Source organism: Candidatus Kapaibacterium sp. (assembly GCA_023957315.1).
In the GTDB taxonomy this organism is placed as follows: domain Bacteria; phylum Bacteroidota; class Ignavibacteria; order Kapaibacteriales; family UBA2268; genus PGYU01.
Genome location: JAMLHE010000008.1, coordinates 1 through 18,501, shown reverse-complemented (window position 1 = coordinate 18,501; position 18,501 = coordinate 1). Strand labels below are relative to the sequence as shown.

The following is an 18,501-nucleotide window of genomic DNA, read 5'->3' as shown; positions in this document are numbered from 1 at the left end:
TTGATTTTAATTTCGCTTTGGTAGCGTTAATTTCCTACCCGGTCGTTTATTGGGATAAGTGATGTCATCATGGCAGTCAGCACATTTTGGTGCTACTTTGAAATTATTAGCAGCATGGCAATCAACGCAATCCAAGTCTGCGTGCAGTTCATCTAATTCAAAGCCGACATTGTTATGATTGAATTTGCCGGGTTTGAAAGTATCGGAATGGCAACTCATACAATTAGACTTCAATTTGACTTTGTAATCGTTACCAATGTGGCACTTGTTACAAGCTATTTTGTCATGATATTTGGTCAAATCAAATCCGGTGATTTTGTAGTGGTTGAATCGCTCCATAACTGTATTCAAATGGCATTTTACGCAATTGTCCTTTTCGTGACAAGATATACAAGGTTGGTGATGGTCATCGAATGACTTATGTGTTTTGACGGCGTAATCCCTGTCCTTAGGTGTACGCAATTTGTCTAAGCGAACGTCGTGACATTTCATACAATTTTCGTCGTGGTGGCATGTAGCACAATCAATTTTGAACAGTTTAACATGTTCATCATGGAAGAAAGTCACAATGGGACCTTTTTCGTAATCCGTCTCATAAACAACGCGTTCGGGTTCTAAAACAACAGGATGTCCCTTACCGGCGTACTTTTCCATTTTTATTTTTCGAGCTTTGTCAGCGTCAATACCTTTTTCAAAGTGGCAATAATCGCAATCGGTGGTTCGGCTCCATTGTCTGTGGCACGAGAGGCATTGTCTGTGATATGCAGCTTCCAAATCAGGAACGCTGATATCTTCACGCATTCTATTGGGTTCGTGGCATGTGATACATTTCAAAACGGGTCCGGTTGTGTTGTAATGGTGGCAAGAGCCACATCCTCCAGCCATTTCAGCCATTTCAGCATGAAGTTTATGTGTGAATGCAACAGCTCCCCATTCACCCGGCAACATATCCATGACTACTATTTCCGGTCCTTCGGAAGGGTCGTGATGGACAGAAATCATATCAGTTCTCGGGCATGAAATCAAGCATGGATTACTCACAGTTGGATATTCGCAGAAATGGCATGATTTACAATCAATTGTTTGCTTCGCATGGTCTGCCGGCATAGTTCCCTGATTGCTCTTTTGCACTTTTTGGGCAGTTTCACCCATTGTGACAGGGTCTTTCTTTTTTTGCTCAATCGCTTCCGGAGCCAAAGCAAAAATAATTACTGCTCCCAGAAGCAATGCTGAAATCATTGTTATATATCTTAGCATTTTGTTTTTCTCCTTATTTATTACTGTTGTGAACACCGCTTGGTGCCGGCAAACTTATTACAGGAAAATTAATGACAAAAAATCTGTAAAGTAGTATTAAAAGCGAAGCCGCACCAAGAGTAACTGAAATCTCACCGTATGATGGTATATATGCTTCGACAGCGTATGGGGCATTATAGGCAATTATGAAATTATTAATCCTATTGAGCAATACTCCGAATATTACCATTGACGAAGCCCAGAAAAGCCAACTAACCGATTTTGATGTAAGTGGAGTTAAAAATATAATCATTGGAATGACAACTCCGACAATCATTTCAATTAAGAACATTATCGCAGGTAAATCCATAGGTACTAAATGAACGAAAGATTCTCTTATCACCATATCGCCAATTTTGAATGATAAATACACACCGAGAATTGGTCCCACATAATTTCCTAATCGCGAGAGTAGGGGGAATTCGGGTTTAAGTTTGAAAGAGCGAGCCGCCATCAGTGATTCGAAAATTACCATAGGCAAACCAACTGCAACTGCTGAAATCAAGAATAGCAATGGCAAAATCGGTGTTTGCCAAAGTGGGTGCATTTTATCTCCTGCAATTATCATCAATGTTCCCAATGATGATTGGTGTAATGATGATAATACAACACCGGCAATAATGAACACAAACATTGTCTTTGAAAGCCCACTATCTAAGAAACGTAGTAATTTGTCCAAAGGTTTATTCAAAAATCTGAAGAAACCTTTCATATTTAACTTTCCGATAAATCTTTCAGCTACAATAGGAAGGAATTCAATATAAAGTACATTCAAATAAATTATAACGCAAATACCAACTTCGAATAATGCAGAATTTGGATTCCACATTATTAATGGATGCCATATGTAGTACCAGCGTCCAATATCAATGAATACACCAAATGCTACAAAAGTATAGCCTAACATCGCTGTCAGCAACGCTGGTCTTACAATTGAATGATATGCGTCTTTGTGCAGAATATGTCCGATGGCAGCAGAAATAAAGCCACCAGCCGCTAATGCTACACCTGCAGCAACGTCAACGCCAATCCAAATTCCCCAAGGGTATTGTTGGTCTAAATTTGTTACAGCTCCAAGCCCATACAGGAATCTTCCTGCAATAAATACTATCCCGTTCAAGGCTATAATGACTAATACCATCACTCCGGGAGTGAAAAATTTATGTTTAACTTGTTGTGGTACTTCGTGTTCCATTATATCTTCTCCTCGATTTCTAGTTTTGCATTCTTACGTTTACTAACCCACATTATTCCACCTAACCACGCATATAGAGCAATAGGCGGGACAAAGTATGCAAATAATCCGTGTTGGATTGATTCCGATACACCCGGGGCAGTGCGAGTGCCATGTTTGGGGAATTTTAAAGTCTGGAAGTCAACACCGGATAAGTAAACCCATGATGTTCCGCCGACTTCATCTTCGCCGTAAATATGTTCGAGATATTTTTTAGGAGTTCTTCTGATTCTGTGTCTTGCCACTCGAATTAATTCTGTTCTTGGTCCATAAACCAAGGCTTCGACCGGGCAAATTTCAACACATGCAGGGAGTTTACCTTCTTGGGTGCGGTTGTAGCAAAAATCACACTTGTGAATATCAGGCTGAATAGCCTTGTGATAGTCAAATGTAGGAATTTGGAAGGGACACGCTACCATACAATAACGGCAACCAATGCACATGTCAGTGTTCCAAACTACACTTCCGTCCTCTTTTTTAGTGAAAGCACCAACTATACAAGCTGAAACACATGCCGGACGGTCACAGTGCATACATTGATATTTCACATTAATGGGAAGCAATTCATTATTTGGATTCTCGAACTCATTTACAACTGTATATGAGTCATTGCTGGGTCTTCTGAACTCTTTGAAAACCTCTCTGTCATGGTAATCATGAATATTATCAGCTGGTAAATCATGAGCTGTTTGGCAAGCCCATTCACAACTTCTGCAACCAATGCAATGCGTTATGTCCACTAAGACGCCTTTTCTGTCATCAGAAAGAATGTTCTCAGGAGCTGCCTTTGCTGTCGAACTTGCACCAAGTGCAACGGTTCCTAATAGTGCACTCGTTTTGAAGAAGTTTCTTCTGTTTTTATCTACCATTTGCAAAACCCTTTATTATAGTTTAATGCACGAATAAAAATAATTGTCACAAAAAAGCATAAAAATTCTATTCCAAATTACATGAAAATTTGTTAATAACCAAGAAAAAATGGAAAATAATGTAATTTTTGTAACTATAACGCAAGTTTATGTCACATTAAATAAAATGTTAATGTCAACAAACTTTGATTGAAATATATTACTACTTAGTATTAAAGACTTGTTTGAGTATTTGAGAGTTGAATTTTTCGAAGTTTTCAACGATTTCGGGGAATTCTGAGAGGTATTGGTATAATTTGAGTTTGTCAAGCTTGAATGCTAATGCCAATTCTTTTTGCGAATCTTTCAATAAGCCACGAATAGCAAGTATTTTGGCTTTCAAGTAATAGCCGTCAACTGCTTCGGGCTCTACTTGTATATATAAAGAAGTCAAATCGAATGCTCTATCGAAATCATTAAGTTCGTAATAGGCTGAGGCGCAATCCAACAATGCTTCTGTGTTTGTAGAATCGGATTCGAATGAATCTTGGTAATACTTCACAGATTGTTCGATTTTGCCCATATTGAACAACAAATCTGCTTTTGCGTACAAAACTTCGGCATAATTTGGGAATGCATCAAGCACTTTATCATAATCTTCCATAGCGGAATCAAATTTTTCGATAGCATCGTAACATATTCCACGTCCAAAATATGACTCGAAATTTTCAGGGTCTAATTCCAATGCTTTGCTAAAATGTTCTATAGCACTAATATATTGGTTGTTATCTCCGTAAACACTTGCCAAATTGTGCATTGTATCAACATCGTCGGGTACGACTCTTAATGCTTCTTTAAAACATTCAATTGCATCAGCAAGTCTGCCAATAGATGCGTATGAATTTGCTTTGTTGTACCATGCAGAGAAGAAATCTTCATTGATTACTAATGCCATTTCATATGATTCGATTGCTTGATGGTACATCCTTTTGCTGTTATAAATCACACCTAAGTTATACCATAGATGTTCATCATAAGGAGATTCGTCAATCGCTTTGTTGAAATATAGCACCGATTTATCAAAATCGTTCAAGCAATTATAGCAATACGCAATTTCTTGCATGACTTCGGCACCATAATACTCGGAATCTTTGAGATAGTCTAAGATTTGGATACTGTCGTTGAAGATACCGAGAGATTGCAATACCATCGCTTTTTGGAATAGTGCATCTTCGTTGGAGGGGTCCAGCATGAGTATGCTTTCGATTTGCTTGAGAGCTGATTTGGGGTCGCCGGATTGCTCTAAAATCATGGCTTTATTCAAATTGGCATCGGGGTCGAATGGGTTGTAGGACAATGCTTTCTCAACGTATTTGAGAGCGTCGTCATTCATATCCAAGTTTGATAAGATAAAAGCTTTTTTATTATAAGCATCGGAAGAATTTGGAATAAGCTCTATCCATAGGTCACAAAATTCGAGTGCTTCTTTCAGTTGGTCTGTAGAGATACAATACTCTACAAGCGATTCCAGAGCATCGAACGGAGGTATATGTTCACTATTTTTGCGTGAAGAACGAAGATTATTCAAGTAAAAATGAAGTTGCTCCTCCATATTCTCGAAGTCATCATCAAATTCATCGTCAAAATCGTAAAAGCTCATTATTTAACCTATTCAATTATAATAAATTTCTTAGAAACATTAAATTTGCTACCTACAAATCTTATAATAAAAACGTTTCCAAATGATTTTAGTTTTTTTGTATCAAGAAAAATGTTTCGATTGTCTGTAATTTCAATTTGATACAGGCTTTTATCAATCAATTTGCCATTCACATCATGAATCGAAATCTCTTTGACTAATTCCAATTCGATGTCAGTTTTGATTGTTAAACTGCTCGATGAAGGATTGGGAAAAATTTCAAAATTGAAAGATTCCGACTCATAATAATTTTCAACACTTGTCAGCCCATCAATCAATTCAATATCCCACGTAAAAAACGAATCATCACTTAGTGTAACCGTAGCTGTTATTGTCGAGTTGCTTTCTAAATATTCAGGCTTAAACAGTTCAAATGCTGCTCTTTTATTACTTTTAGCCAAGATAGTCTTATCAGAAGATATCATTTGATCGATAAACGGTATCAAGTAATCCGGGTAATTAAGTCTGACAGATTCTACTTCAACGTCGCCGTTGCCTTGGTTATGAACCCACAAGCTCATAAACAATTTTTCATCAATTGTGTTAATATTAATGGTAAAGTTTGTACCAATTTGATTTGGTTCCGCAATCAATTCAAAGTTCGGGTCGGAACTTATTGAATAAATTCGCTCTAAGAATGATGGATGGTCAATAAATGGGTTGCGTTTTAGTTGATAAGAAGCTATCGAATCATTTCGTCTCATTTCCTTTTCGTCAGGTGGGTCAAGGATCACCCATTCTCTCAGAACTGCTTCTTGAGCATCTAAAAATTTGAATGGGTTATCATAACGAAGAGCAAAATATAGCAATGCTCTGGCGATGTTTCCTTTAACTTCATTGCGTGGTTCGAAAGCTGTTTTGCCTATAGCGTCAATACCAAGTTTCGAGCCACCGTCTTGCCAACTTATTTGCCCGGTTACATAATTATAGGGGAAATTTGCTCTTCTGTCGTTAGCAGTCTTAGAACTTGGAAAAATATGATTCATATCGCTCAAAGGTGGTTCGTAATCGGAGCCATATGAGCGGGGCCAAGAATGTTCAGTATTGAAACCACTTTTGTCCAATTCCGCAAAATCAGGTTCACCCACCACCTGAACTGTCTTTCCGGTATAAATACACTCAACTGTTCCATTATCATTATCGAATGATGTCCAAAGCAATTCACGAGCTTTTTTGTATGTAAAGCTGGTATGATTCTTTAAGTATGAGGATAATGAGGCAAGCAAATCACTTCCCCAAAGATTATTCGTGAAATCATATACACCTTGGTTTGCGTGCGTTACTTTGGCAATTACTCTTGTAGCCACAGGATAGGCATTATCCCAATGTTCGACAAGGTTGTAGAGATAAATTTCGTAATCAATGTTATGGGTTGGCGTGAATTTGTATAATATATAGGATGTGGAATTGGCGGCAGAGTTGATTGAACGGTAAATCGGTGAAACAGTATCCATAGTTGCAAATGCTTTAATTGAAGTGATTTTTGCATCCATTACCGAAGTATTAGTTACTCCGACAGAAATTTCATATTCGACTCCTGATACTATCGTACCTAAATCAATTTCATCAACTACTTGAATCTGTAGTTGCGAAGCAAAGGCTACACTGACGTAAGCCCAAAAAATCGTAATGAAAAGTAAAAAACGCATAAGTTAACTCAAATATATTTACAAAGCTTTTGTAAAAGTAAACTAATAATAGCACAAAAAAAAACGACTCAATGAGCCGTTTTCAGTTAATTTTATGTTAAACCGGTTTTTTTATCTTTCCATTTTGGATGATTAGCTTATCATCGAAGAATACATTTGGCTTGGTCATCACCATCGAAAGCCTGAAATCGGTATTGACATTGCCACCCAAGCCGATGTTGCCGCCAAATACGAAATGAGCGTGTCCTTCGACAGTTTCGTCTTCGATGTTATTGCCTGAAAGTATTGCTTTAGGGTTGATACCAATTCCGAATTCTGCCAGATTACGAGCATTTTTGCCTGATTTGTTCATGATTTTGGCTAACAATTTCGGTTCTTCACCATCACCGGAAATTTTAGTCATAAATCCTGTCGTTACTTCAACACCTACCGGATTTTCAACAACACCGATTTTGTCTATCGAACCATCAATCAGAATTACACCCGTAGTCCTATCATCAATTGGTGACACAAAGACTTTGCCGGACGGTAGGAAACCAAATTCGCCGATTGTACGCATGATTCCGGTTGATGAAAATACTTCTCTGCCACGAATTGGAATTCTTATATTCGTACCCGATTTTGTTTCTACTCTTATGATTGAAGTCTTCTTCATCAATGTTGAAAAGAATTCAGCTTGTTCAGCAATTTTCTCGTGATTTGCACTTAAACATCTGACCAATGATTCCTCATCCAAATTTGGAATTAGCCCAATTCTGACACCCATTTGAGTTGCTTTGAGTCGAGCTTGCGAGTTAATAAGAGGAATGTCGGCAGCGCATATGATTGAATCAACAGTATTGATTGATTCAGCAATGATTTCCGGCAAAATTTCTCGATTTTTGTTCGATTTCAACAAAATCATGTACGAATCTTCACAAAAACTACTAAGGTTTTCGTACAGAGCGTCTCCAATTTCTTTTGTCAAGTCGTCTGCTATCACAAGCACAATCTCGCTTTCATCAATTCCCATAAAATCCTTAATCAAGGAATTGATAGCTTTATTTAATTTAGTTGAGGTCATTAATTTTGTTTCTTTTGTTAAAAAGTAAATTCGAGTTGCAAAAATATACAAATCTTTTAAATAAAACACTACGTATTATGATGAAAAATATTTCATTTTAACTTTTCTTTTCGCAAATCAGCCATTGCAACTTAAATATCAGCAATTACAATACATCTAAATTAATTAAAAAATTTCAGAACTCAGATAAAATTAGTATTCGATAATATTGGGTTTATATAGCCTTAAAAAAAAGTGTAAATCATTTGATTCACACTTTTATTAAATATTTCAAACCAACCTTGTGATTATAATTGTTTCTGAATGTTTGGCGATTGGAGCCCATAGCCTTTCTTCTTATCTTCTATTTTCAAAAGGAAACCAAACAAAATTGCCAATAATCCAAAACTTGTAAAAATCATCATTGGGAGTGTATAATCGTATGTTGTGGAAGTCACTCCATTGACCACAACTGTACCTGTTATGCAGTAAGTATCTAATACCCATCCAATCAACAAAGGTACGCCCATCAATCCCCAGTTTTGAACCCAGAAAATCAATGCAAAAGCTGTTCCTAATTGGCGTTCAGGGATGATTTTCGGTACTGAGGGCCACATTGCCGAAGGCACCAATGAAAAGCCGATTCCGAGTATCAAAACTAACACAATTGCGAATATCCAATGATTAAAGATTGGAACTGAAAATAGAAAATGCACCATAGTAATCAGGAATGAGCCTATTATCATTATCGTTGCACCCTTGCCTTTTCGGTCGTAAATCGTTCCAAAAATTGGAGTTAGCAAAATAGTGCCAAAAGGTAATAATCCCGGAATCAAACCTGCCCAATACGCATCAACATTGAATTTGTTAATCATCAAGTCTGTAGCATATTTGAGGAATGGAAAAACGGCTGAATAAAAGAGTACACAAAGTATTGCAATATACCACCAGCCCTTGTTTTTGACGATGAACCAAATATCTTTCATTTGAAATTCAATTTCCGGCTCGATATCTAAACCAATATTTTTTTCGACAATTGATGCTTCTAATTTCTTATCCATGAATGTATAAACAAAGAATGCTATCAGACCAATACAAAGCATAATCAAACAAATTAGAATTGGTGCCGATACTGTCCCGAATTGCAATGCTACCGGAAGAGATGTGGATAGGGCTAATGCCGTTCCAAGTCTGGCAATAGAAAGCTGCAAACCCATCGCAAGAGCTAACTCTCGCCCTTTGAACCATTTAACGATGACTTTAGAAACTGTGATACCGGCAACTTCAATACCTACGCCGAAAATTGCAAACCCTAAAGCTGCTACCATTACTTGGGCTTTCCATCCCAAAATCATTTGCCCGTCGAGCGAACTTGTCGAAATAGCCCAATACTTAATCGCAGTCCCCAATACCATTATGGCTGCGGCTCCTAATCCTGTAAAGCGAACACCCATTTTATCGAGTATAATACCGCCGATTATTAGGAAAAATAGGAAAACATTAAACCAGCCATAAGCACTTGTGAAAAAACCATATTCGGAACTGCTCCAGGACAATTCATTTTCGAGCAATCCCTTCAGAGGAGCCATTACATCAGCTAAATAGTAGCCTGCAAACATTGTGAATGCTACAACAACCAAAGCTGTCCAGCGAGCCGCTTTCGAATCGCTTATCAAAGTTTTTATTTCTGTCATATCGTTAAAATTTGAATTACAAAAAATGTTAATTACAATTTGACACTAAGTCATTCAAAACATATAAATTACCGATTTTATACAAGAACCCCTCCCGATTAAGGAGGGGATTGTATTGTATAAGCTCGATAAACATTATGCTTTAACGGGAATTTCTTCAAGAATAGTTCTCAATAATTTCCAGCATTTTGCTGTTGATGTAATTGAAATCATTTCATTAGGAGAATGAACTTCGCGAAGGTCAGGACCGAATGAAAGCATATCCATATTCGGATATTTTTCGCCTACAAGACCACATTCCAATCCGGCATGAATTGCTTCGATATGTGGTTCTTTGCCAAATAATTTAGTGTAAACCTGAGCAGCTTGTTTTAAAATAGGTGAATTTACGTTTGGCTCCCAAGCAGGATAGCCATCACCAAATTTCACTTCAGCACCGCCTACTTCAAAAGCATTTTGCACTACTGCAGCCATATCTTTCTTTTCAGTTTCTACTGAGGAACGTTGGCTTGTCAATACTTCTACAGTGTTTTCCATAGTTTCAATAATTGCAAAGTTAGTAGATGTTTGGACTAAACCTGCAATATCAGGGCTCATTCTGTAAACGCCATGTGGCATTACATAGAATGAATTCAACAATCTCTTTTGGAATTCAAGTGTCATAACTCTTGCCGGAATGGCAGTTGCTTCTGCTGTAATAGTAACGTTTGGTTCTTTTGAGCCATATTCACGTTTGTATTGTAAGTCGAAATCAGCGATAAATTTCAAGAAATCACCTTCGGCAGCTTTTGCCACAACTACAGTTGCAAAACCTTCGCGTGGAATTGCATTGTGCTTGTTGCCACTATTGAAATCAGCTACACGGATATTCAATTTATTGGAAGCATTCCACAGAATTCTATTCAAAAATTTAGCTGCGTTACCGCGTCCGTCGTGGATTTCAATACCTGAGTGACCGCCTTTGAGCCCTTTGACTGCAATTGTGTATGCAACTGTATCACCGGGAACATTATCAGCGTGATAAGCGTAGATGCCTCTTGTATTCAAACCACCGGCACATCCAATTGTGAAAGCACCGTCTTCTTCCGAATCAAGATTGATTAATATTTCAGCTTTCAACAAATCTTTACCGAGTTGCATAGCACCGGTTAAGCCTGTTTCTTCATCTAAAGTGCAAAGTAATTCGAGGTCAGGATGCTTTACACCTTCTGTGGTCATTGCCGCCATTCCCATAGCAACGCCAACACCGTTATCGGCGCCCAATGTTGTGCCTTTTGCTTTTACCCAATCGCCATCGATATAAACTTGTATCGGGTCGTTGTCAAAATCAAATTCAACATCAGCATTTTTTTCGCAAACCATGTCAATGTGACCTTGGATACATACAGGTTTGCGATTTTCCATTCCCGGAGTTGCCGGTTTGCGGACAACAAAGTTGCCGAGTTTGTCTTCTTGTAGTTCGAATCCTTGGTCTTTAGCCCAACCTTTGATGTATGCAGCTATTTTTTCTTCCTGTTTGGAAGGACGCGGATATTTAGTGATTTCTTCAAAATAGTACCAAACCTCTTTGGGTTCGATTGCTCCTAAAATTCTTTCTGCCATTTGTTTAACCTTTATTAAATTCGTGAAAATCTATAAAACCGTTTCTATGTAATTGTGAGAGAAACATCGTAACCCTCTCATAAGCAGGGTTTACTTCCTCTCCCAACTTATCTTTAACTTTCATGATTATATTGTCAACGCTGGTTTTTCCGTCAATTTCGAGCCATACGGAAGTGCCCAGCTTGTCAAAATTTGCTTTGATATAAGGATTTTTCAATTTTGGTTGGAAAATCTTACCGAGTATCTTGTCATTAAATCTCGGTACCAACACATTGATTGTATCCTCATCTCTTGATTCATGCGTATATTTCCTATATGGAGTCAATTCCAGATAATTTATATCAGCAGCCTTTTGTTTTTTAAATAAGCCCAAAAACTTTCTCCATTTTTGCAATTTTTACAATGTCCAATTTAAGAAAAAAATAAATGAAATTTATGTAATTCGTGCTAATTTTCGATTTTTTATAAAATATTTAGGAAACAGCCTGTAAAAGCTCTCTTGGAATGTCCAAATTCGTTATCTCGTTCGTAACTTCGTACTCATATGATGGATATTCATAAATGGGCATTCGAGCTTCGGTGACTCCAATGGAATAATTCCAGATTGAACTGTATTCATCGGGGTCTTCGCCCATTGCTTCTAATTGATTGAGGTATTCGCGGATAGATTTTGATTCGACAACAACAATTTTGCCCAAATTGTCAATAATCGGGCTATGCCAACGGGTTGAATCATGGTCGAACTCTATTATTCTTCTGCCGCTTCGTGTTATACCAATCACTCGAAATGTCAAACTTTTTCCTACGCCGGGAAGATTTAGCACATTTCTGTCAGTTGCCAAAAATGGCAGCTCGAATTTTGCTCTTATTCGATTGATATGTTCCACCATGTTTTTAGGTTCTTGGGGCAAGGAAGACACATCATCAATAGCATTTTCCTCTATACTTCCGAAAATCTTCTCTTCCATTTGCTCTTGGACAGCTCTTGCATTTGTGGCGAAATTATGCCTATTTTCACGATAACCTTTTACAGTGAATGTGTAATAGGCGAGTACACCAATATCATTCAATACCTTACGCAGTTTGGCAGTATGTCCTCTTCGAGATGCCGAAGCTGTCATTACAAATTGATTTGTAACGATCCAACCTGCTGAAATCAATTTTTGAATTGCGTTCTGTGCCTCAGGAGTGACTTCCATTGCAGTTTCAAAATGCGTTTGAATGATAAATTGCTTAATGCCGATTTTGAGTGCTTTTTCTCGAAAATCGTCCAATATTTCAATTAAGTTATCATTGATGCGCTGGGGCAAATAAGCCGGAAGTCTTGTTCCCAACCTGACTCTCAAAATCTCCGCATACTTTTCATCTCTTCCCAAATTTGCTTGTTTTTTTCGTACTGCCATATCATAAACAGCGTTCAATATTTTGGTTAGCGAAATATTTTGGCTCATCAAAGCATCTCCGCCTGTAATCAAAATGTCACGAAGTTGAGAATCATGCTCGTAATACTCCATCAATCTTGCTAATTTCTGCTCCCAAGTCTCTTTTGGTTTTAATTTGTCGAAATTGAAATTCAAATTCCCACGTTGAAAGTCGTACATCCGTTGGCATGACGAACACAATCCGCCACAAGCTCTGCCGATAGTATCGGGAATAAGTATAGCCACTTCGGGGTAGCGGCGATGCAAACTCCTGTTTGAGGGCAAAATCCAGCCCGCTGCATTAGGTTTGCCTTTTTCAACCAAATCTTCCATTTCCCAAGCTGAAATGTTGCCATATTCAGAGACCAAATCTTGTGAATAGATTATATAATCACGTATTGCAAGGTCGGAGCCAATCGAATTTCCCAGATTTGCAATGTTCAACAGTGATAAATAGTAGGGATTTACAAAAAATGGAATTCCTTTGCTCTCAGCTTCGTAGAGTAATTCCATCGTATCATTGTCTAATGAATTATCAAGCATTTCATTCAGTTCTTTCGGGCTCCGAACTGCAAACCTAAGATGAAACCAACGGTCATTCCACCATTCATTTAGGACTAAATCAAATTTCTCGCTGTAGCTCATGTCTGGTTCGAAGCTATATTTGGCATTGTAAATTTCACCGGAATCAATTTTTTTTATGATTATATTGATGATTCTTTCGCGATTTTTTTCCCTCATCCGCACGTTTTCTTCGTCAAGTCCCGAAGGATGCCGATTCATCCAATTTTCCACTTCTTCTTTAGATGGCTTTCTTGTTCTGTCGGCATCATTCAACTGCCGGAAAAGATGCAGCATATCCTCGAAATAATACTCAGACGCTCCACCTCTGCCGTATTTGAAGGCTAACCACAAATTTTTGAATGGATTGCTGACTAATTTTTTCCCATGCAAATTCATATCGGTAAAAGTTTTAGTTTCATTTTTCGAATAATCTTTAAGTCTAATGATTGCTAATTCTTTGTTAGTCAGTCTTTCAAAGGACATTCTGCTTGGTTCGGGTTCTTGGTAGAAATTTGAAGCATAAGGATAATCCGACATCAAATTATCAATAAACTGCCGCATTTTATCAATAAAAATCAATTCTGATTCGGATATTTCTAACAGATTTTTCAATTCTGCGTTTTCGCTCAAAATCTTATTCAAAATTATTTGAGATTTTGGCGAAATTGATATTCTATCAGGTTTATTTAAGATTTCGTTCATATTCATTCTTTTTGTGAATTTGTTACAATCAAAGCTTGCAAGTTACAAATTTTCTTTGGAAAAATCAAAAAATAATCAATAGGATTAAAAAAATGTAATTTTTAAAATTCGAGAAATCATGCGATTTATGTTACTTATGCACATAACTAATTGGAAAACAAAACTGTCAGATTGAATATTTGCATTTTCTTTACCAACTATTCATTAAAATATATTTTAGCCTCACTTAAAATAAAATTCCAACATATTCCTTCACTATAAGTATAATGTTTTTTGTTTAATTCAAGGAGGTGTATAAATGATGAACCAAATCAATGACACCGGTGTACTTTCATCGCAGCTAAGCAAGGTTTCCAATAAATATAAATCATTCACAATCAACAACTTTCGCAAGATTCCCCAAATAGCCGACAACTTTTCTGATGCAGAATTGTTCGAAATGGAAGTCGTCGCTACTGTTTTACCCTTCAAATCTAATAACTATGTTGTAAATGAGTTAATCAATTGGGACAAACCTCGAAAAGACCCAATTTTCAACCTTACGTTTCCTAATCGTGCGATGCTCAAAGAGCAGCACTTCGAAATGCTTGCAGAAAAAATGAAATACGGTGCTGATAAAGCCGAGATCGAGAAAACAGCCAGAATCATTAGGATGGAACTTAATCCTCATCCAGCAGGGCAAAGCAAAATGAATTTGCCTAAAATCAATGGGAATGTAGTTGAAGGAATGCAGCACAAGTACGACCACACTGCACTATTTTTCCCAAAGCAAGGGCAAACATGCCACGCATATTGCACTTTTTGCTTTCGGTGGCCCCAATTTGTCAGTACAGATGAATTGAAATTCGCTACAAAAGACATCGAAAGTTCAATTGCGTATTTCAGAGCTAATCCCCAAATTACCGATATACTATTCACCGGTGGCGACCCAATGGTGATGAGTCCGCGTCATTTCGCTCAATATATTGATGCCTTGATTGATGCAAAATTACCCAATTTACAAAACATTCGTATCGGCTCCAAATCACTCGCTTATTGGCCCCAAACTTTCTTGGAAGAAGATGGTGATATCATACTCGGTGCATTCAAAAGAGCAATCAGCGAAGGCAAGCATGTTGCTTTCATGGCACATTTCAATCATCACGTCGAACTCAAAACTCCCGCAGTTCAAGAAGCTATCCAGAAAATCAATGCGACAGGCGCTAGAATCCGAACCCAATCTCCGGTTTTCAAAAATATCAATGATGATCCTAAGGTTTGGTCGGCAATGTGGAAAGAGCAAGTTCGCCAGGGTTGCATACCATATTATATGTTTGTGGCTCGCGATACAGGTGCACAGCACTATTTTGCAGTGACGCTCGAACGAGCTTGGAAAATTTTCCGCGAGGCATATCAAAATGTTAGCGGATTAGCACGAACTGTTCGTGGTCCGTCAATGTCATGTACTCCGGGTAAAGTTCAAATTCTCGGCGTAGTCGAAGTGGCAGGGGAGAAGGTCTTTGCTTTGCGTTTCTTGCAAGGGCGGAACAAAAATTGGATTCATCGTCCGTTTTTTGCTAAATATAACCCCGATGCTATTTGGATTGACGACCTTGAGCCTGCTTTCGGCGAAGAAAAATTCTTTTTCGAGGACGAATTGGAATCCAAGTATGAATCAATTCTCCGACACGAAGATGTTGATAATTATTCGGGAATCAGCTATTCACAAAATTGATAAATAGCAACAGCTATTTGGATGATTTTGTTACACTACGTAGTCGAGACTAAAATCATTAATGAAAAATTAATTGATTTTAATTCAAGATTTTTACCTATTTTTGCATTGTGAATTTCGTATAGTTTAATTATAGTTTTGTTGTTATTGTCTAACAATATCAAAATTGAAAATATGAAAAAAACAATCGAAAATAAAATTCGATTTTGTAAAAATTAACAATTTTTAGGTGTAATGATGTCAAAAACTAAAGTAATAATTATTGGAGCCGCCGGACGCGATTTCCATAATTTTAATACCGTTTACAGAGATAACGATGCAGTCGAAGTGATTGCATTTACAGCAGCTCAAATTCCCGATATTGACGGCAGAAAATACCCTGCTGCTTTAGCAGGAAGATTATATCCCGAAGGAATTCCCATTTATGCTGAAGAAGAATTGGTGGGATTAATCCAAAAACACGAAGCAGACGAATGTGTACTTTCATATAGCGATTTGCCTTACGACAAAGTAATGCACCTCGGTTCGGTAGTTATGGCTGCCGGAGCAAAATTTTCGATGATGGGTTCATTCCCTACAATGATTAAATCAACTAAACCGATTATCGCTGTTGGTGCAGTCAGAACCGGTTGCGGCAAATCACAAACTACTCGCGCTATCGTACGTGCATTGATGGAAGCAGGCAAAAAAGTCGTTTCAGTACGCCACCCAATGCCATACGGCGATTTGGAAAAACAAAAAGTTCAACGTTTTGCGACTATCGAAGACCTCAAACTTCACAAATGCACAATCGAAGAAATGGAAGAATACGAACCACATATTGCAATGGGAAGTATAATTTATTCGGGTGTGGATTACGAAGCGATTTTGCGCGAAGCCGAAAAAGAAGCTGATGTGATAATTTGGGACGGTGGCAACAACGACATGCCATTCTACAAACCTGATTTGAACGTGGTTGTGGTTGACCCATTACGCCCCGGACACGAAATCGGTTACTATCCCGGCGAAGTTAACTTGAGAATGGCTGACGTAATCGTTATGAACAAGATTGATTCAGCTTATCCCGATGATGTTGATTTCGTTTTGGAAAATATTCGTGAATATAATCCCGATGCTCAAATTATCATGGCTGCGTCTGCAATTATGGTGGACAATCCGGAAATCATCAAAGGCAAGAACGTTTTGGCAATCGAAGATGGTCCTACTTTGACTCACGGCGAAATGCACATCGGTGCAGCTATCGTCGCTGCTCGCAGGTTTGGAGCCGCTTCACTCGTTGACCCAAGACCTTACACAGTCGGCAAATTGACTGAAACTTTCGAAAAATATCCTGAAATCGGCACCTTACTTCCGGCAATGGGATATGGCGACCAACAAATGCAAGATTTGGAAGCAACGATTAAGAACACAGTTTGCGATTCCGTTGTGATTGGAACTCCGATAGACTTAACAAGATTTATCAAAATTGACCAACCTCACACCAGAGTTTATTACGAATTATCAGAAATTGGCAAACCTGACATCAAATCAGTTTTAGAAAAATTCTTATAATAATCTGATACTATAAAATTAGAAAGCGAAACGGAGAAATCTGCTTCGCTTTTTTTTTATTGGACAAAACCCGAAGAACCTCACCCCGACCCAAATTTTGTAGGGACCGCAACAGCGTTCTGTCCGAAACATAGCCCATGAATTTATTCGTGGGTGATGAAATGAACGTAAACATAGCCCACGGTTTCATTCGTGAGTAAAGATAAGTTTTATCCGTGTTAATCTCGAAGAGATTGAATGTTAATAACCCGGTATGAAATGCGGGGAAAGAAACATATGCACCCAAAACAAGCCCGGAGGGCTTGAATATCTACAACAAAAAAGTACACGATATTTTCATGTCCCGCCTTTGTTATAATTGACGAATAGGGATGAATCTGAATTATAGTTGTCGTTTGTAATTATTGACGATACGCTAAATTAGAACAAAGACGGGACGGGGAGTTTTCAAACCACTTAGCTTACCGTAATAGCTTATTAAACTCATCTATTGATAATCCGCTTTGTCTTGTGATAGCTCTCAAAGTGCCTCTATCTAAAGATTTATGTTCCGGAACTGTAATTTGACTGAACGGTTCATCGCGGCGAAGAATAATATGGTTTCCTTTCTGTCTGACGAACTTATATCCTGCTCTATTCAATGCATCTACACATTCAAGACCCGAAATTGACGGTAAGCCTTTCATACAACGGCTAACATTGATTCAAAGTTCTCTTCAGGAACGGGTAAATTGTCATCAACAAGAGTTTCGATATAAAGTTCAATCGCTTCTTTGATGTTTTGCAATGCCAATTCTTTCGTTTCGCCTTGGCTGATACAGCCTGGTAATGAAGGACATTCGGCAACCCAAAATCCATCCAAACCCTTATTTAAGAATACTTGTCTCATATTATCTCCTCTTTTACATTTATCATAAGTATAAATGTATAATCATTCAAATTATTTTAGAATGTCTTGCTCATTCTCTAACAAGCGCAGTTCACGTCCCGTCTTTGTTATTATTGACGGATAGGGATGAATCTGAATTATAGCCGTCTTTGTAATTATTGACGATACACTAAATTAGAACAAAGACAGGACGGGGAATTTATTCGTGGGAATTGAATATGTCGTTGATAGATGATTAATTCATCCGATGACTCCCAGTTCAAAGGGCGACTCATCTTAGATAATTAATTAATTCGAGAACAGTCATCGGATGAATATTGCGTGTGATGATTTTTTCTCCCCATTTCCCAAATTTTTTCCCTAATTTTGAGATAAATTACACATTCATGTGTCATTGTATATATACGGAAAATGTATTTCAGGGAGAATTTTATGAAAAGAGCATTTTTATTTCTCGTTGTTGCAATACTGTATTGCAACTTTACACTGGCACAAGAGCCTGACCCTGACCCATTGGTGTGGAAAAAGCACATTGGGGGCGAGATCAGCACAGTTAAGTTTAGCCCTGATGGACAATACATTTATGTGCTGTCCAA

General features: G+C 37.9%; 14 protein-coding genes. 2 read left to right on the top strand and 12 right to left on the bottom strand.

Features of this window, described 5'->3' with window-relative positions:
• Positions 1 to 6: 6 nt before the first annotated feature.
• From M9949_09610 to M9949_09565, 10 genes are all read right to left on the bottom strand, one after another.
• Positions 7 to 1,257: a hypothetical protein gene (locus M9949_09610; GenBank protein ID MCO5251662.1), complete on the bottom strand. Its 1,251-nt coding sequence runs from the start codon at positions 1,255 to 1,257 to the stop codon at positions 7 to 9.
• Between the two features lie 13 nt (positions 1,258 to 1,270).
• Positions 1,271 to 2,491, bottom strand: a complete 1,221-nt coding sequence (hybB, locus tag M9949_09605; protein ID MCO5251661.1) for a Ni/Fe-hydrogenase cytochrome b subunit — start codon at positions 2,489 to 2,491, stop codon at positions 1,271 to 1,273.
• Positions 2,491 to 3,399 (bottom strand): 4Fe-4S dicluster domain-containing protein, encoded by a 909-nt coding sequence (locus tag M9949_09600; GenBank protein MCO5251660.1) that lies wholly within the window; start codon positions 3,397 to 3,399, stop codon positions 2,491 to 2,493. The genes hybB and M9949_09600 overlap by 1 nt, the downstream gene beginning before the upstream one ends.
• 202 nt (positions 3,400 to 3,601) lie before the next feature.
• The gene (locus M9949_09595) at positions 3,602 to 5,038 is read right to left on the bottom strand and encodes a tetratricopeptide repeat protein (GenBank protein MCO5251659.1); all 1,437 of its coding nucleotides are present in this window, start codon (positions 5,036 to 5,038) and stop codon (positions 3,602 to 3,604) included.
• Positions 5,039 to 5,046: 8 nt separating this feature from the next.
• Complete coding sequence (locus M9949_09590; GenBank protein MCO5251658.1) at positions 5,047 to 6,726, bottom strand: endonuclease; 1,680 nt, start codon at positions 6,724 to 6,726, stop codon at positions 5,047 to 5,049.
• A 97-nt stretch (positions 6,727 to 6,823) separates the two neighbouring features.
• Positions 6,824 to 7,789: an aminopeptidase gene (locus tag M9949_09585; protein ID MCO5251657.1), complete on the bottom strand. Its 966-nt coding sequence runs from the start codon at positions 7,787 to 7,789 to the stop codon at positions 6,824 to 6,826.
• Positions 7,790 to 8,076: 287 nt separating this feature from the next.
• Positions 8,077 to 9,462 (bottom strand): MFS transporter, encoded by a 1,386-nt coding sequence (locus tag M9949_09580; GenBank protein ID MCO5251656.1) that lies wholly within the window; start codon positions 9,460 to 9,462, stop codon positions 8,077 to 8,079.
• A 135-nt stretch (positions 9,463 to 9,597) separates the two neighbouring features.
• Entirely contained in the window at positions 9,598 to 11,064 is a 1,467-nt protein-coding gene (locus tag M9949_09575; GenBank protein MCO5251655.1) for an aminoacyl-histidine dipeptidase, read from the bottom strand.
• Between the two features lie 4 nt (positions 11,065 to 11,068).
• Positions 11,069 to 11,437, bottom strand: a complete 369-nt coding sequence (locus M9949_09570; protein ID MCO5251654.1) for a PqqD family protein — start codon at positions 11,435 to 11,437, stop codon at positions 11,069 to 11,071.
• A 100-nt stretch (positions 11,438 to 11,537) separates the two neighbouring features.
• Entirely contained in the window at positions 11,538 to 13,751 is a 2,214-nt protein-coding gene (locus M9949_09565; GenBank protein MCO5251653.1) for a KamA family protein, read from the bottom strand.
• Between the two features lie 301 nt (positions 13,752 to 14,052).
• Here M9949_09565 and M9949_09560 point away from each other — a divergent pair, with 301 nt between their 5' ends.
• Entirely contained in the window at positions 14,053 to 15,465 is a 1,413-nt protein-coding gene (locus M9949_09560) for a lysine 2,3-aminomutase (GenBank protein MCO5251652.1), read from the top strand.
• Positions 15,466 to 15,702: 237 nt separating this feature from the next.
• Positions 15,703 to 17,016 carry a cyclic 2,3-diphosphoglycerate synthase gene (locus tag M9949_09555; protein MCO5251651.1) on the top strand — a complete coding sequence of 438 codons (1,314 nt, stop codon included), beginning with the start codon at positions 15,703 to 15,705 and terminating at the stop codon, positions 17,014 to 17,016.
• A 461-nt stretch (positions 17,017 to 17,477) separates the two neighbouring features.
• Here M9949_09555 and M9949_09550 read toward each other — a convergent pair whose 3' ends face one another.
• Together M9949_09550 and M9949_09545 are read right to left on the bottom strand one after the other, a co-directional pair.
• Positions 17,478 to 17,702 carry a type II toxin-antitoxin system HicA family toxin gene (locus tag M9949_09550; GenBank protein ID MCO5251650.1) on the bottom strand — a complete coding sequence of 75 codons (225 nt, stop codon included), beginning with the start codon at positions 17,700 to 17,702 and terminating at the stop codon, positions 17,478 to 17,480.
• Positions 17,699 to 17,905 carry a type II toxin-antitoxin system HicB family antitoxin gene (locus tag M9949_09545; protein ID MCO5251649.1) on the bottom strand — a complete coding sequence of 69 codons (207 nt, stop codon included), beginning with the start codon at positions 17,903 to 17,905 and terminating at the stop codon, positions 17,699 to 17,701. The genes M9949_09550 and M9949_09545 overlap by 4 nt, the downstream gene beginning before the upstream one ends.
• Positions 17,906 to 18,501: the final 596 nt, after the last annotated feature.

What these genes read in the sequence shown, in the direction of transcription:
- M9949_09600 (MCO5251660.1), bottom strand. Translation starts at nt 3,399, where the DNA reads ATGGTAGATAAAAACAGAAGAAACTTCTTCAAAACGAGTGCACTATTA.
- M9949_09580 (MCO5251656.1), bottom strand. Translation starts at nt 9,462, where the DNA reads ATGACAGAAATAAAAACTTTGATAAGCGATTCGAAAGCGGCTCGCTGG.
- M9949_09555 (MCO5251651.1), top strand. Translation starts at nt 15,703, where the DNA reads ATGTCAAAAACTAAAGTAATAATTATTGGAGCCGCCGGACGCGATTTC.
- hybB (MCO5251661.1), bottom strand. Translation starts at nt 2,491, where the DNA reads ATGGAACACGAAGTACCACAACAAGTTAAACATAAATTTTTCACTCCC.
- M9949_09575 (MCO5251655.1), bottom strand. Translation starts at nt 11,064, where the DNA reads ATGGCAGAAAGAATTTTAGGAGCAATCGAACCCAAAGAGGTTTGGTAC.
- M9949_09565 (MCO5251653.1), bottom strand. Translation starts at nt 13,751, where the DNA reads ATGAACGAAATCTTAAATAAACCTGATAGAATATCAATTTCGCCAAAA.
- M9949_09560 (MCO5251652.1), top strand. Translation starts at nt 14,053, where the DNA reads ATGAACCAAATCAATGACACCGGTGTACTTTCATCGCAGCTAAGCAAG.
- M9949_09595 (MCO5251659.1), bottom strand. Translation starts at nt 5,038, where the DNA reads ATGAGCTTTTACGATTTTGACGATGAATTTGATGATGACTTCGAGAAT.
- M9949_09585 (MCO5251657.1), bottom strand. Translation starts at nt 7,789, where the DNA reads ATGACCTCAACTAAATTAAATAAAGCTATCAATTCCTTGATTAAGGAT.
- M9949_09545 (MCO5251649.1), bottom strand. Translation starts at nt 17,905, where the DNA reads ATGAGACAAGTATTCTTAAATAAGGGTTTGGATGGATTTTGGGTTGCC.
- M9949_09590 (MCO5251658.1), bottom strand. Translation starts at nt 6,726, where the DNA reads ATGCGTTTTTTACTTTTCATTACGATTTTTTGGGCTTACGTCAGTGTA.
- M9949_09610 (MCO5251662.1), bottom strand. Translation starts at nt 1,257, where the DNA reads ATGCTAAGATATATAACAATGATTTCAGCATTGCTTCTGGGAGCAGTA.
- M9949_09550 (MCO5251650.1), bottom strand. Translation starts at nt 17,702, where the DNA reads ATGAAAGGCTTACCGTCAATTTCGGGTCTTGAATGTGTAGATGCATTG.